This window comes from Rickettsiales bacterium (assembly GCA_029252805.1).
GTDB lineage: Bacteria > Pseudomonadota > Alphaproteobacteria > Rickettsiales > JALZUV01 > JALZUV01.
This window is the reverse complement of sequence record JAQXAR010000005.1, coordinates 1-13,302: the sequence shown is the minus strand read 5'-3', so window position 1 is coordinate 13,302 and position 13,302 is coordinate 1. Positions and strand designations below refer to the sequence as shown.

The window sequence follows — 13,302 nt, the reverse complement described above, 5'->3', positions numbered from 1 at the left end:
GAGTCACAACAATGTCTATTCCACTTACATTATCTGAAAAAAGAGCTGAATCTGCATTACGCAAGCTTTCCGTGCTCGTTGTCGATGGCAACGAAACTATCCGCGAATTGGTCACCAAAGTTCTCGGCCACTTGGGTTTCAAGATGATAGACCAAGCGACAGATGGCTTTGAAGCCATTAAAATTATGCAAAGCAAACGCATTGATTTGATCGTCACCGACTGGGAATTGAGTTTTTCAGCAACAGGAGAAAAACCTTCCCCCTTTCCGAAAGAAAAAGAGGAAGAAGAGGAATCTTCCGATAGTCTGGAAATGGATTGGGGTGAGTTCCCGCCCGATAATGGCGCCAATTTTGTAAAACATATTCGCAGCAATGTAAGGTCACCTAACCGCTTTGTCCCTATCATCATGTTAACGGGGCCCACCAAACCTGACGCCGTTATTTATGCACGCGACTCTGGGGTGAACGAAGTCTTGATGAAACCACTCGATTCACGCAATCTGTGTAACCGCATCATCAACATCATTGAGAAACCACGCCCCTTTGTTACCGGTACCGGCTATCAAGGCCCATGCCGCCGCCGCAAAGAAATGGGTTGGGGCGGACGCGAAGAGCGCCGAACTCACCGCATTGAGATAATAAAATTTCAAGACCATAAAGGAATGAGCGAGTAATGACGAAGAAGCCTCACCCGCAGTTAATTACAGCCGATCTTTCGCTGAAGAATAAACTCGGAAAAAATGTTAATTTGAAAAATATCTTTAACGAGGAGCGGATTGCTGCAGGGCAACAAGCCATTCAAGAAGTGCAAGATGACTTCATCAGCGATATGACAGCGCAAATCACCCCTCTCATCGAAATGGGCCGCAAAAACCCTAATTCTGCCAGAGCGAGGGGATTGTTTATTTCAACCGCTGCCAGCCAAAAAGGGAAGGCGGAAAGCCTTGGTTATAAAGTACTCGCCCTCACTCTCAATTCACTCAGCGAATATAGCCAGAACTACCTTCCTGACGACAAACATGCCGCTATTATCGTGGGCAAACATATCGATCTTTTAGAAATTGCCTTACGCGAGAAAGTCGTGGGGGATGGCAGCAAAACCAGCAATGAAATTCTCGAAGCACTGCCGGAACTCATCGCCCATTTTCACCCTTCCGGCAAATAGCCATTAAACATACCGTAACGGCATGACTGATGCTTTTACTCAAATCGTGGCACGTGAAGTTGCCAACCTCATTGTCCAAAGTGGCCGCCAGATAAATGGCTTATCTCTCGATAATTCAACCGACGGATTTCAACTCACCCCCGAGCAAGTGCTGGAGGTGATGCAAGGTAACGGCCTATGGCTCACCCAATTTGAGAATGAGTTGGAGCAGAGTTTTCGCCACACCGCCGATAAAGCCCTCGATTACTGGCTGCGTAATACCGATAAGGAAATCCGCGAAAGCCTAACCGCACTGAGCCAACTCGTCGATATCCTCACCGAGGAAACTGAAGGTAACCTAACCACCCAATCTCGCAATAACAGCCAGAACACGCTTTCCAGCTCTCTATCGCGTATCACGCGGAAAGCCACTAAGGAGCTATTCGAGAGCCTTTTTAATCGCGATAAAACCACTCGCAATGAAACAGAGCGTTCGCAAGATTCCAGCAACCGCTATAAAGCCTCACGTGGACAAACTCAGGCACGATTGTCAAAAGAACTGGGACGCGGCAAGCGTTATACTTGATTCTACAGGCGCCCTGCAGTAATTAGGATGCATGGCAACAATAGGTACACATCTCTTCACATGGTTGAAGGGCACACAAGTGGGGTTCGATGAGTTCGGAAACCGCTATTTTGAAGGTCGTCGCAAAGCAGCGGACGGCATCCGTAAACGCTGGGTGATTTACGCAGGACTGGCTGAACCAAGCCAAGTGCCCGCGCACTGGCATGGCTGGCTACATTATACCAGCAACGAAATTCCAGATAATGATAACGCTCGCCGTTTCTTTTGGCAGAAGCCGCATCGTCCGAATATGACCGGAACATCTGAACGCTACCTACCCCCGGGCCACTTAGATAAAGGCGGTCAACGTGACGCGTCTGCCAGTGGCGATTACGAAGCATGGAGACCCTAACAAATGAATAAAACAAAACTTGAAACACTGGTCGGCACAGCCGTTATCGGTATCGCACTTTCTTTTTCTTACTTCGCTTACAATAGCAGTAACCTCAAAGAGATTGAGGGCTATACGGTGAATGCTCGCTTTAACAGCGTCGATGGCATAGGCAGCGGCTCTGAAGTGCGCATTGGCGGCATTAAAATCGGCCAAGTGGTGGAAATGGATTTAGACCCTAAAAGCTACGAAGCCGTGGTGAGCCTACAATTACGTGAAGATATCAAATTACCGGAAGATTCAACCGCAGCCATCGTAAGCGCCAGCCTACTTGGTGGAAAGTATGTCAGCGTTGAGCCAGGTGGCATGGAAGATATGCTCGGCGATGGCGATGAAATATCTTTCACGCAATCTTCCGTGAATTTTGAATCTCTAATTGGTAAAATGGTCCATAGCGGCGGCGGCGTGGAAGCACAATCTTCCGACGATAGTGAGTAAGCGTGCTACGCTACCTACTTTGCTTATTATTCTTTTTCGCCCTGCCTGTGCAGGCGCAGGAAACCATCATTGCTGAAGAGAGCGAAGATGAAATCTTCGAAGAAGAACCCATTATCCAGAAAAATTATACCGGCATGCGCTTTCGTGGCTTAAATAAAGTCACCACCCGTTCGCAAGAGACTGAAGCCACCATGGGCACCGTCACCCGCTTTGGTAATTTAGAGATCATCCCGCGTGGCTGTTGGATCGCCCCCCCCGACAAACGCCCTGAACAAGCAGGCCTGATGGAAGTGTGGTATTGGAAACAAGGCGAGAAACCTTCACTCGTATTCTATGGCTGGATGTTTAGCAGCTCGCCTGCCCTGTCATCGCTCAAACACCCTGTCTATGATATCACGATGCTTGAATGCATCGCTGAGGAGGTTGAAGAAGAGCCTGCCGAGGCAGGTGAAACAGAAGCAGTTCCCAAAGAGAGTCCAAACGAAGTGCCTGACGCAATCAAATCCGCCGTTGAGAAAATCAAAGAAACCGCTGAATAAGAACCCTATTCAAATAAGTTCAAAAACTCACCGTAACCTTCTTTTTCTAAATTTGCTTTAGCCACAAACCGTAACGCCGCTGAATTAACGCAGAAACGCTTACCACCTGCATCAACAGGACCATCATCAAACACATGCCCTAGATGCGAATCCGCTCCTTGAGAGCGCACTTCTGTACGCGGCGAGAACAATTTAAAATCCGTTTTATTGACAACATTCTCGGCTTTAATGGGCTTGGTAAAGCTCGGCCAGCCCGTGCCTGATTTAAACTTATCAGTCGAAGAAAATAACGGTTCCCCACTTTGCACATCAACGTAAATGCCTTCGGCTTTATTATCCCAATAGGCGTTCTTAAAAGGAGGCTCCGTGCCATCCTCTTGCGTTACATAAGCCTGCATTTCTGTCAACTTTGTTCCATTTACACTCATTCTAGGCTCCTCTTTGGCAAAGACATAATTGGCCGCTAAGACCACCAACCCTGCCATTAAAATCACTTTAAACATATGAACTCCTTTCCCTATTCTTCGTACAGGAAATGAAAAGCATTACAGTTTAAGCCGCAGCCTTAACACTCAAATTCGCTTTCAACTTCGCAGCGATCGCATTTAGGAACTCACGGCTGGTGAGATAACCTTGATCTTTACCAACCAGCAACGCCAAATCTTTCGTCATTTGACCATCCTCAACCGTATCGATACAGGCTTTCTCTAGCGCTTCGGCAAAGGCTACTACTTCGGGCGTATTATCAAATTGACCGCGATAGCGTAGGGCCCCACTCCAGGCGAAAATTGTCGCCATCGGATTGGTGCTGGTCGCTTTACCTTGCTCATGCTGGCGGAAGTGGCGTGTTACCGTGCCATGCGCAGCTTCGGTTTCAATTGTTTTTCCATCTGGAGTGATCAACACCGATGTCATCAGCCCAAGCGAACCAAAGCCTTGTGCAACAATATCGGATTGCACATCACCGTCATAATTTTTACAGGCCCAAACGAATCCACCTTCAGTTTTGAGAGCAAAAGCCACCATATCGTCAATCAAGCGATGTTCGTACCAAAGTTCTTTCGCTTTGAATTTCGCTTCAAACTCCTCTTCATACACTTGCTGGAAGATATCTTTAAAACGACCATCATACTTCTTAAGGATAGTATTTTTCGTACTGTGATAGACTGGCATATTCTGCAACAAGCCATAATTAAAACACGCACGTGCAAAGCCTTTGATCGATTCATCCAGATTGTACATGCCCATCGCTACACCCGGTGCATCAAACTTAAAAATTTCCCATTCGACGGGTTCACCACCGCCCTCAGGTTCAAAGCGCATCGTTAATGTGCCCGGCTCAGAGACGACCATATCAGTTGCACGATACTGGTCACCAAACGCATGACGACCCACGATAATAGGCTTATTCCAGCCGCCAACATATTTCGGGATATTCTTACAAATAATCGGCGCACGGAAAATCGTACCGCCAAGGATGTTACGGATAGTGCCATTTGGTGAGCGATACATACGCTTCAAACCAAACTCCTCCACACGTGTTTCATCCGGCGTGATGGTCGCACATTTTACGCCCACGCTATGCTCTTTAATCGCATTGGCAGCATCCACCGTAATTTGATCATCCGTCGCGTCGCGCGACTCAATGCCGAGGTCAAAATACTTCGTATCCACCTCAATATAAGGCTCAAGCAACAGCTCTTTAATCCACGCCCATAAAATGCGTGTCATTTCATCACCGTCAATTTCAACAATTGGGTTTGCTACTTTAATTTTTTCCATGTGCTTTGCCTCTTTATTTTGTTGCTCTATAGTTAACCTTAATAGCGTTAAGAGGCAATGATGAACCACGAACACTATCAGGAAAAATATAATCTTAGCTGCACCGAGCCTGAACAATTCTGGGGTAACGCTGCCGAGGGCCTACATTGGCACAGGCCATGGACAAAGGTGAAAGACACATCCTTCACGAAAGACGAGGTGCATATTCGCTGGTTTGAAGGCGGACAAATGAATGTAGCTGAGAACTGTGTTGATCGTCATTTGGCGACAAAAGCCAATCAGCCTGCCATCATCTGGGAACCGGATGATCCGTCGGAGGCGAACATCACCCTCACCTACGCACAGCTGCACAGGCGCGTAAATCAATGTGCCAACATGCTCAAAGAACTGAACGTGCAATCCGGCGACCGCGTGACAATTTATATGCCGATGGTGCCTGAAGCGGCCATTGCGATGCTGGCCTGCGCACGTATCGGGGCCATTCATTCCGTCGTCTTTGGCGGCTTCTCGCCCAGCGCTTTACGCGGCCGAATTGAAGATTGCGATAGCCATTTGACAATCACCGCCGATGAAGGATTGCGTGGCGGTAAACACATTCCCTTAAAAGCCAATGTCGATAAAGCGATTGAAGGGTTAAGCGAGCAAAAAACCCTCGTCCTCAAACGTACGGGCAGCGATATTAACTGGATCGAAAATTGTGATATCTGGTGGCATGAACTGGAAGCGACGGTCAGCGATGAATGCCCGCCGCAGCCTTTCGATGCAGAGCATCCGCTTTTCATTCTCTACACCTCAGGCTCGACCGGACAACCAAAGGGGCTGCAGCATAGCTGCGCCGGCTATTTACTTTACGCCATGCATACGTTCCAAAATGTATTCGACTATAAGCAAGGTGAGGTCTTTTGGTGCACGGCGGATGTCGGTTGGATTACTGGCCATAGCTACATGATCTACGGCCCACTCGCCGCCGGTGCCACGACACTCCTTTTTGAAGGTGTCCCGAATTACCCAGATGCCTCGCGCTTCTGGCAGGTGGTCGATAAATATAAGGTCTCGATTTTCTACACCGCGCCCACGGCCATCCGTATGTTAATGAAGGAAGGCGATGCACATGTAACAGGCACTGACCGAAGCTCGCTGCGTATCCTTGGTTCCGTTGGCGAACCCATCAACCCTGAGGCTTGGAACTGGTACAACGAAGTCGTCGGCGAGAAGCGCTGCGCCATTGTCGATACATGGTGGCAGACCGAAACCGGTGGCCATATGATTACGCCACTGCCCGGTGAATGGGAAACGAAGCCGGGTTCCGCGACTTTCCCCTATTTCGGCATTCAACCGCGCTTATTTGACGCGGAAGGTGTTGAGAGCCCAACGAAAGGCGCGCTTTGCATTGCCGATAGCTGGCCGGGACAGGCTCGCACCATCTGGGGCGACCATCAACGTTTCGTTGAGACCTATTTCAGCGCCTATCCGGGATATTATTTTAGCGGCGATGCCGCGCGCAAAGATGAGGAGGGCTACATCTGGATTGAAGGTCGCATGGATGATGTGATCAATGTATCTGGCCATCGTATTGGCACAGCAGAAGTGGAAGCCGCCTTAAATGGCCATACTGCCGTAGTTGAATCTGCCGTCGTCGGCTATCCGCATGATATTAAGGGTCAATGCATTTACGCCTATGTTATTCTAAACGACAGCTTCACATTGGACGATGAATTACGTCGTAGCCTGAATCAACAAATTCGCGCCGATATCGGCCCTATTGCGCTTTGCAGCAAGATTCAAGATGCGACCACCGGCCTACCCAAAACCCGTAGCGGCAAAATTATGCGTCGCATCTTGCGTAAGATTGCGGCAGGTGACATTAAAACGCATGCTGATTTTAGTAAACTAGGCGATATCTCCACCCTGCTAAACCCCGAAGCCGTCGATAAATTAGTAGAGGGACAACTCTAAATGCTACTCACTGTTTTGATTATTTTTCTACCTTTAGCCGGCCTCCTTTCTGGATTACGTCACTGGTTCTATGGCATACATATAGTGCTACTGGCAGCCATTAGCTGGTGGCGCTTCCCCAGTTTAGAGATCACAATTTGGCACCCTTATTATATCTATTTCCTCGGACTATCACATCTAGTGCTTATCACACTCATCACCTTCGCGGCTTATGGATGGGATAAAAGGCAGGCCCAAAGGGGTGGCTGGCGTGTGCCTGAAAAAACCCTCCATGCACTCACCTTTATCGGCGGCACCTTAGGTGCCCTTGCGGGCAGTAAATTCTTCCGACATAAAACCATTAAAGGGGCCTTTAAACAGATGTTCGTCGCGGTCGTCATAATGCAAGTGATCGCAGTGGGATTAGGAATTTGGATATCAAATTTCTAAATGATGCCTGGCCGCGCCACCGCCGTCGCTACTATCTTCGGTATTATTAGTAGGACTCACATTAGCAGCATTTACGAGACCTGCCGTCGTAACCGCGCCCGCTGCTTGCCTCATTTTCAGTTTCAAGTTTTGCGGGTTATCTGATTCCGCCAAAGCCACTTCCTCTGTCACTTCGCCGCGGATATAACGCGCCAACAATGCCTGATCGAATGTCTGCATACCAATGTCGCTATTACGCTCCATCACTTGGCGCATTTCCTTCACGTTACCTTCTTCAATAAGCTCGCGAATGAGACCTTCATTAAGCATAACCTCACTCACAATACAACGACCTCCCATACGGTTCTTGACCAAACGTTGCGAAAGAATTCCCTTCAGGTTCAATGCTAAATTCATCTGCACCTGACGGTGTTTTTCTTCTGGGAAGAAACTGAGGATACGCTCAATCGTTTGCGGACAGTTATTCGCATGCAGCGTCGCAAGGCACAAATGCCCCGTCTCCGCAAAGTTAATCGCATGTTCCATCGTATCCCTATCGCGGATTTCTCCGACCAACACGACATCTGGACGTTGACGTAGCGCATTCTTCAAAGCAGCCTCAAAAGAGGCCGTATCAATCCCCACATCGCGCTGGGTCACGATACAGCCCTTATGCGAATGTTGAAACTCTATCGGATCCTCGACGGTAATAATATGGCCTGATCCCTTTTCATTACGATGCCCAATCATCGCCGCTAATGACGAAGATTTTCCTGAACCTGTGGGCCCCACAACCAATACAAGACCACGCTTATGCATGACTAAATCTCGATAGGCCTCCCCTAGATTAAGATCTTCAAAAGTTGGGATGACGGTGTTGATACGGCGAATCACCATACCCGGTTCATGCTGCTGCATAAACACATTGATACGAAAACGCCCTTTATCCTGCCACCCGTAAGCGGAATTAAATTCCATGACTTCATCAAATTCCGCACGCTGCTTCGGCGTTAGAATTTCGTCAATTAAGCCATAAATAATATCACGTGTCAGAGGCTCACCAATCGCTTGAATGCCTTTTTCTGAGCGAAAACTCGCCGGACAACCAACGGTAATATAAAGATCCGAAGCCTGCTGCTCCAACATGGTCTGAAGTAAAACATCACGATTCAGTGTTTGCTCGCTCATTAGAATTGCCCTGGGTTAGCCGTAATGGGCTTTGGCGTATGTCCGCCACTATTTTTATCTTCATCTGCATCGGTCAGCAATAAACGACGTGCTTCTTCTGAACCAATAACCCCCTCTTCCAGCAAGTTTCTAATCGCATCTTTCATCAGAATCATTCCAGACTTACTGCCCGTTTGGATCATTGAATTAAGTTGTGGAATTTTATTTTCACGAATCAAATTTCGTACGGCTGACGTTCCAATCAAAATTTCATGTGCCGCAACACGCCCTTTTCCATCGGCACGCTTAATAAGCGTCTGCGTCACAATCGCTTCAATGGAGACTGAAAGCATCGCGCGCACCATCTCTTTTTCCTCTGCAGGAAAAACATCGATAATACGATCCACCGTTTTAGCCGCAGTGCTTGTATGCAATGTACCCATCACCAAGTGACCAGTTTCTGCCGCCGTCATCGCTAATTGAATCGTCTCCAAATCACGCATCTCACCTACCAGAATGATATCAGGGTCCTCACGCAGAGCACTCTTCAGCGCCTGTGAAAAAGACTTGGTTGAAACCCCCACTTCACGATGATTGATCAATGATCTTTTTGAATCATGAATGAATTCAACGGGATCTTCGATTGTCAGAATATGTTTCGCAGAAGTCTCATTAATATGATTAACCATTGCGGCTAATGTCGTTGATTTACCGCTACCTGTTGGCCCCGTTACGAGAACCAAACCACGCGGTAATTCAACCAGACGTTTTAAAATTTGCGGAGCATTTAACTCATCAAGTGACATGATGGTTGAGGGGATACTTCGCAATACAGCCGCAGGCCCGGCTAGCGTATTAAATGCATTCACCCGAAAACGCATACCATCGCCAAAGGTAATGGCAAAATCCAACTCTAAATCACGTTCGTAGTTTGTACGCTGGCTTTCTGTCAAAATAGAATAGAGCAGTTGCTTGACGACATCGGCTTCCAATGCATCCATTTTCATCGCCACCATATCGCCATTGATACGTAATAGAGGCGGATTGCCCGTCGAAAGATGTAAATCTGACGCTTTGTTCTTCTGAGCGAACATTAAAAGTTCGGTAATATCCACGTTGATCTACTCCAGTTTTTTAGGGATTACCCCTTGTTAGCTGGACTGATTAGACAGTAAAAAGGTTAATCTTTCCTGAATATGTGAGATATCAGTTGGGATTTTATCGCCTTTTTCAATCGCGCTTTTCACTGCAGAATAAACCTGAATCGCTTCATTCTTCTGACCCGCATGATCCAGCATGACCGCCAGATTATAACGATAGAGCAAATGCTCTGGATTCAACTCAATCGCACGGGCGATCTTCTCGATCGCATTTTCCATGTCACCTTGATTGGCATAGATCGTCGCAAGTTGCGCCGGAAGAACATCATAATGCGGGTTTTTAGATTCTAAGTCCAACAACTCACGCAAGGCTTTTTCAGGCGCTTCTTCGCTGACGAGCACAAGGAAGTTATTCAGCACCGCTGTGTTACGCGGCGAGCTCATTAAAAGCTTACGGTACAAAGCGCGCGCAGTATCATTATCACCCAGACGATGACTTACCGTCGCAAGCCCTAAGATTGCATCTTCGTGGCTCGCATCATTATCCAAAATAGCCTGATAATATTGCGATGCGAGAGAGAATCTCTCCCCTTGCATCGCCTCATAAGCCATGACTAAATAATCATTCACATTTAGATCCGGCTTTTTAATTTCGATCGAAATACCCAATGCTTCATGTTTTCTGATAAGCGGTTTTGAAATTTCTAAATCAGGCACTGTCGCACGTGAAATTTCCACTTTCTCATCAACCATTTTCACTTGCGGTGCATTTAGCCCGCTTGGAAAATTCCTGAGCATCATCTTGCTCTCTTTAGCGAGTTCTACTTGCTTGGCTTCTTCAATCACCACATTCGCATCACTCAGCTTTGCAATAGACTTATGAGCCCCTGGAAGCTTTTGCATAATGACTTCACTTTTCACCGGCACAGGCGCCTGCTTTGCAGCCATCTCCTGCACAGACTCAGTCACTTCAAGCGCTTTTGTAACAACGGCTACAGGTTCAGACGCTTCAACCGTTCCTGCCACAACGGCTACAGGTTCTGCTATAACAGCTGCAGGTTCCTCTACAATTTCTTGCACAACCGCAGCAATAGAAGAGCTAGCGACTTCCTCCACTATAGGCTCTATAGCAGCCATCTCTTCAGACATCACAGGCATAGGTGCTTGCTCAACAACAGGCACAACTTCTTGTGCTAAAATTGTAGTAGGTTTCTCTGATGGCATTTCCACACTAGCAACAGCAAGCGCTTCTACAGGAAGTTCTTCAGGCAGCTGAGTTGCCACTTCCTCTAGTTGCTCCACAATTGCCGCAACTTCTGGCAATTCTTCTACAGCTGCCGCTACAGGAATTTTGGCTGCCATTGGTTTCGCAACTTCTTTTGAAATAGAAGCGAGATTTGATACGGGCGGTACATTTATTAAATTCTCTTGAAACCGTTCGCGCATAAGCACTAGCGGAGGAACCCCCGCGTGCGCCATTCTCTCTTCACGTTCAATTTTTTGGATTTCCGGCGGAATGATAATCTGGCGCGTCCGCTCAATTGAGCTATGCTCTTCAGGCGCTCTTTCAATCACAATCGTCTTTAACGGCGCACCCAGACCCGTCGCTTTAGGCCGAACCATCATCGGCGCTGACGGATTAGGATTCACGATAGGCTTCACTCTCAAGCCTTCAGGCATCGCAATGTCGGCCTTAACTTCAGGTTCTTTCTCGCTATCAAAAACAGAAAGAATAGTATCCATGAAAGATTCCGGAACGCCCCCCTCCACCTCTGCTGCCTGAACAGTAACCGTGGGCTCGGCCACCATTGCGGGAACCACCTCGGCAGAAAACTCTCCCTCGAAAGGAACTTCCATTTCAACTGGATGTATCTCTTCAACAAATTCGGCCATGTCATCAACCGGCTGCTCTATCTCAAGTGGAGCAACCATTTCAACATTTCGCATCTCAACATCATCAATTTCGCTTGGCAGAGCAATAGGCACCACTTGCGTTTCAACCGAAGGAATACCTGCTCCGATAGATTTCTCCAAAACGGGATCCAGCTCAGCAGGCTGTAATGGCTCCAGCACTGCAGGGACAGCATCACCAACCGTTACGAGCGGCTCTCCAAAACCATCATCAAATTTTGGCGCAGCAGGCAATGCTCCACCCTTACTAAAACGCATGGGCCGGCGACGAATCGGCGCTATTTTCTGCGCCTCCAGCTTCCGATTACGCGCGACATAAGGCGAATCTTTTAGATAAGGACTCGCGCCAGACGTCTGGTCAGAAATTTTATAAGCCGGCACCACTTCTGGCTCGGCATCATCCGCATAAACGGTTGTTGAGGAGATCGCACATAAAGCAACTCCAGCCAATAAAGGCACCATGTAACCACGTAATTCGTGGATGTTTTTCTTGTTTTTATCCATTGATACAGCTTTCCCACCGTTCTAATTTCAGCTAAGCCGTTGAAACCGTTACGGTCACGCCTTATTAATGTGGCACGAGGCTTGCAAAGTAATTTTGTGAGAAACGCCATGAAAAATTGTATGAAATACATCACAGTCTTACTACTTGCACTCGCTGCGAGTATTCCTGCGCATGCAGGAAACAAGTTCATGACACTTAAACCGGCGGAACATACCCTCATTAACGGCAAGCATTTTATGGGATTAGGCGGCGGCAAAGACCCGATTAGACTGGCGCAAGAGAGGCAAGATTTCTTTAGTTTACGCAGACAATTAAACCCTCTTCCCGCACCCACTTATGTCGAACCGAAACCGATTAAAGAGCAACGACTCGAATCACGCGAGGCGCTAAAACAAGAGCCCAAACAGACCCAAGAAGAACTTATCACGGCGATTAAACCTGCCTCGAAAACAATCGACCATATCTGGCCGGTCGATGAGAATGTGAAATCACGCATCAGTTCGCCTTTCGGCTATCGCACCCATCCCGTAACCGGGAAATACGCCTTCCATGCTGGATTGGATATCGCCGCACCGACCGGCACAAGCGTGCTGGCCTCTGAACAAGGCGAAGTAAGCGATATTGGCCAACACCAAAATCTCGGAAATTATGTGAAAGTAGAACATGCAGATGGCAGCTACAGCCTCTATGGCCATTTAAGCAAAATTACCGCCCACCCGGGCAGAAAAGTCCGCCAGGGCCAAAAAATTGGCGAAGTTGGCAGTACCGGGCGCTCCACTGGCCCCCATTTAGATTATTCCTTACGCAAAGATGGCGAACCCATCGACCCAGCCAAGCACTTAAAACGCTCAGGCACGAAAAATATCGCTCTAAACAATTAGAGGTCGTCCCACCGGAACGACCTCTAATCTTATTACAAAATTTTGCGAATTACTCAACTCAACTTCTGGACTTCAGCATCAGATGAAACCTCAATCCCTTGAAGTTGTGCATCAATTGCTTTCTCAATCTCTAAGAATTTCTCCTTTTGCGATAGAGGTAAATGAAGTTTTACATGCAAACAGCTAGCTCTCAATCTCACTCCAAACATAGAGCTGGATTGAGAATCTGCTTCATCTCTGTCAAAAGTGTAAAATCTTTGAGAGCGAATTTGTTCGATATTTGCACAAATTGTTTTAGCTAAACTCTCATCCTCTTCTTTGTAAGAAATTTGAATATTAAGTTTAAAGAAATCAGCCGTAACCTTTGAAAGGTTTTTTAAAGTTTTCATAGAAATTTTTTGATAATAAAAAAATATAAGATAAAAAATAAGGGGCTGACACCTAATAATATTCTT

General features: G+C 47.3%; 14 protein-coding genes and 1 pseudogene. 9 read left to right on the top strand and 6 right to left on the bottom strand.

The window, feature by feature from the left end; translation table 11 throughout:
* Positions 1 to 11 precede the first annotated feature (11 nt).
* From P8P30_01075 to P8P30_01050, 6 genes are read left to right on the top strand one after another with little or no spacing between them, the layout of a single operon-like run.
* Positions 12 to 674: a response regulator gene (locus P8P30_01075; protein ID MDG1286137.1), complete on the top strand. Its 663-nt coding sequence runs from the start codon at positions 12 to 14 to the stop codon at positions 672 to 674.
* Positions 674 to 1,165, top strand: coding sequence for a hypothetical protein (locus P8P30_01070; protein MDG1286136.1), 492 nt, complete (start codon positions 674 to 676; stop codon positions 1,163 to 1,165). Before P8P30_01075 ends, P8P30_01070 begins: the two co-directional genes overlap by 1 nt.
* A 22-nt stretch (positions 1,166 to 1,187) precedes the next feature.
* Positions 1,188 to 1,730, top strand: a complete 543-nt coding sequence (locus P8P30_01065; GenBank protein MDG1286135.1) for a hypothetical protein — start codon at positions 1,188 to 1,190, stop codon at positions 1,728 to 1,730.
* A 31-nt stretch (positions 1,731 to 1,761) separates the two neighbouring features.
* Positions 1,762 to 2,121, top strand: coding sequence for an NADH:ubiquinone oxidoreductase subunit NDUFA12 (locus tag P8P30_01060; protein ID MDG1286134.1), 360 nt, complete (start codon positions 1,762 to 1,764; stop codon positions 2,119 to 2,121).
* A gap of 3 nt (positions 2,122 to 2,124) precedes the next feature.
* Complete coding sequence (mlaD, locus tag P8P30_01055) at positions 2,125 to 2,598, top strand: outer membrane lipid asymmetry maintenance protein MlaD (GenBank protein ID MDG1286133.1); 474 nt, start codon at positions 2,125 to 2,127, stop codon at positions 2,596 to 2,598.
* 2 nt (positions 2,599 to 2,600) lie between these two features.
* Complete coding sequence (locus P8P30_01050) at positions 2,601 to 3,137, top strand: DUF2155 domain-containing protein (GenBank protein ID MDG1286132.1); 537 nt, start codon at positions 2,601 to 2,603, stop codon at positions 3,135 to 3,137.
* 5 nt (positions 3,138 to 3,142) lie between these two features.
* Here the strand turns inward: P8P30_01050 and msrB are convergent.
* Together msrB and P8P30_01040 are read right to left on the bottom strand one after the other, a co-directional pair.
* Positions 3,143 to 3,547 (bottom strand): annotated as a pseudogene (gene msrB, locus P8P30_01045) (peptide-methionine (R)-S-oxide reductase MsrB).
* A 142-nt stretch (positions 3,548 to 3,689) separates the two neighbouring features.
* Positions 3,690 to 4,919: an NADP-dependent isocitrate dehydrogenase gene (locus tag P8P30_01040; protein MDG1286131.1), complete on the bottom strand. Its 1,230-nt coding sequence runs from the start codon at positions 4,917 to 4,919 to the stop codon at positions 3,690 to 3,692.
* Positions 4,920 to 4,976: 57 nt separating this feature from the next.
* Between P8P30_01040 and acs the strand changes: the two genes are divergently transcribed.
* Together acs and P8P30_01030 are read left to right on the top strand one after the other, a co-directional pair.
* Positions 4,977 to 6,875, top strand: coding sequence for an acetate--CoA ligase (gene acs / locus P8P30_01035; protein MDG1286130.1), 1,899 nt, complete (start codon positions 4,977 to 4,979; stop codon positions 6,873 to 6,875).
* Positions 6,876 to 7,304: a DUF1294 domain-containing protein gene (locus P8P30_01030; protein ID MDG1286129.1), complete on the top strand. Its 429-nt coding sequence runs from the start codon at positions 6,876 to 6,878 to the stop codon at positions 7,302 to 7,304. It begins immediately after the preceding gene.
* Here the strand turns inward: P8P30_01030 and P8P30_01025 are convergent.
* Genes P8P30_01025 through P8P30_01015 form a run of 3 tightly spaced genes read right to left on the bottom strand, consistent with a single transcriptional unit; the run spans position 7,293 to position 11,965 of the window.
* The gene (locus P8P30_01025; protein ID MDG1286128.1) at positions 7,293 to 8,471 is read right to left on the bottom strand and encodes a PilT/PilU family type 4a pilus ATPase; all 1,179 of its coding nucleotides are present in this window, start codon (positions 8,469 to 8,471) and stop codon (positions 7,293 to 7,295) included. The two genes, P8P30_01030 and P8P30_01025, sit on opposite strands and share 12 nt — an antisense overlap.
* Positions 8,471 to 9,565 carry a type IV pilus twitching motility protein PilT gene (locus P8P30_01020; GenBank protein ID MDG1286127.1) on the bottom strand — a complete coding sequence of 365 codons (1,095 nt, stop codon included), beginning with the start codon at positions 9,563 to 9,565 and terminating at the stop codon, positions 8,471 to 8,473. The genes P8P30_01025 and P8P30_01020 overlap by 1 nt, the downstream gene beginning before the upstream one ends.
* 36 nt (positions 9,566 to 9,601) lie before the next feature.
* The gene (locus P8P30_01015) at positions 9,602 to 11,965 is read right to left on the bottom strand and encodes a tetratricopeptide repeat protein (GenBank protein ID MDG1286126.1); all 2,364 of its coding nucleotides are present in this window, start codon (positions 11,963 to 11,965) and stop codon (positions 9,602 to 9,604) included.
* A gap of 120 nt (positions 11,966 to 12,085) precedes the next feature.
* On the opposite strand from P8P30_01015, the gene P8P30_01010 reads away from it, so the two are divergent.
* Positions 12,086 to 12,847 carry a M23 family metallopeptidase gene (locus P8P30_01010; protein ID MDG1286125.1) on the top strand — a complete coding sequence of 254 codons (762 nt, stop codon included), beginning with the start codon at positions 12,086 to 12,088 and terminating at the stop codon, positions 12,845 to 12,847.
* Positions 12,848 to 12,900: 53 nt separating this feature from the next.
* Here P8P30_01010 and P8P30_01005 read toward each other — a convergent pair.
* On the bottom strand, positions 12,901 to 13,302 hold a 402-nt coding region (locus P8P30_01005), incomplete at its 5' end, for a hypothetical protein (protein MDG1286124.1).

What these genes read in the sequence shown, in the direction of transcription:
- P8P30_01030 (MDG1286129.1), top strand. Translation starts at nt 6,876, where the DNA reads ATGCTACTCACTGTTTTGATTATTTTTCTACCTTTAGCCGGCCTCCTT.
- mlaD (MDG1286133.1), top strand. Translation starts at nt 2,125, where the DNA reads ATGAATAAAACAAAACTTGAAACACTGGTCGGCACAGCCGTTATCGGT.
- P8P30_01065 (MDG1286135.1), top strand. Translation starts at nt 1,188, where the DNA reads ATGACTGATGCTTTTACTCAAATCGTGGCACGTGAAGTTGCCAACCTC.
- P8P30_01060 (MDG1286134.1), top strand. Translation starts at nt 1,762, where the DNA reads ATGGCAACAATAGGTACACATCTCTTCACATGGTTGAAGGGCACACAA.
- P8P30_01040 (MDG1286131.1), bottom strand. Translation starts at nt 4,919, where the DNA reads ATGGAAAAAATTAAAGTAGCAAACCCAATTGTTGAAATTGACGGTGAT.
- P8P30_01075 (MDG1286137.1), top strand. Translation starts at nt 12, where the DNA reads ATGTCTATTCCACTTACATTATCTGAAAAAAGAGCTGAATCTGCATTA.
- P8P30_01025 (MDG1286128.1), bottom strand. Translation starts at nt 8,471, where the DNA reads ATGAGCGAGCAAACACTGAATCGTGATGTTTTACTTCAGACCATGTTG.
- P8P30_01010 (MDG1286125.1), top strand. Translation starts at nt 12,086, where the DNA reads ATGAAATACATCACAGTCTTACTACTTGCACTCGCTGCGAGTATTCCT.
- P8P30_01015 (MDG1286126.1), bottom strand. Translation starts at nt 11,965, where the DNA reads ATGGATAAAAACAAGAAAAACATCCACGAATTACGTGGTTACATGGTG.
- acs (MDG1286130.1), top strand. Translation starts at nt 4,977, where the DNA reads ATGATGAACCACGAACACTATCAGGAAAAATATAATCTTAGCTGCACC.
- P8P30_01070 (MDG1286136.1), top strand. Translation starts at nt 674, where the DNA reads ATGACGAAGAAGCCTCACCCGCAGTTAATTACAGCCGATCTTTCGCTG.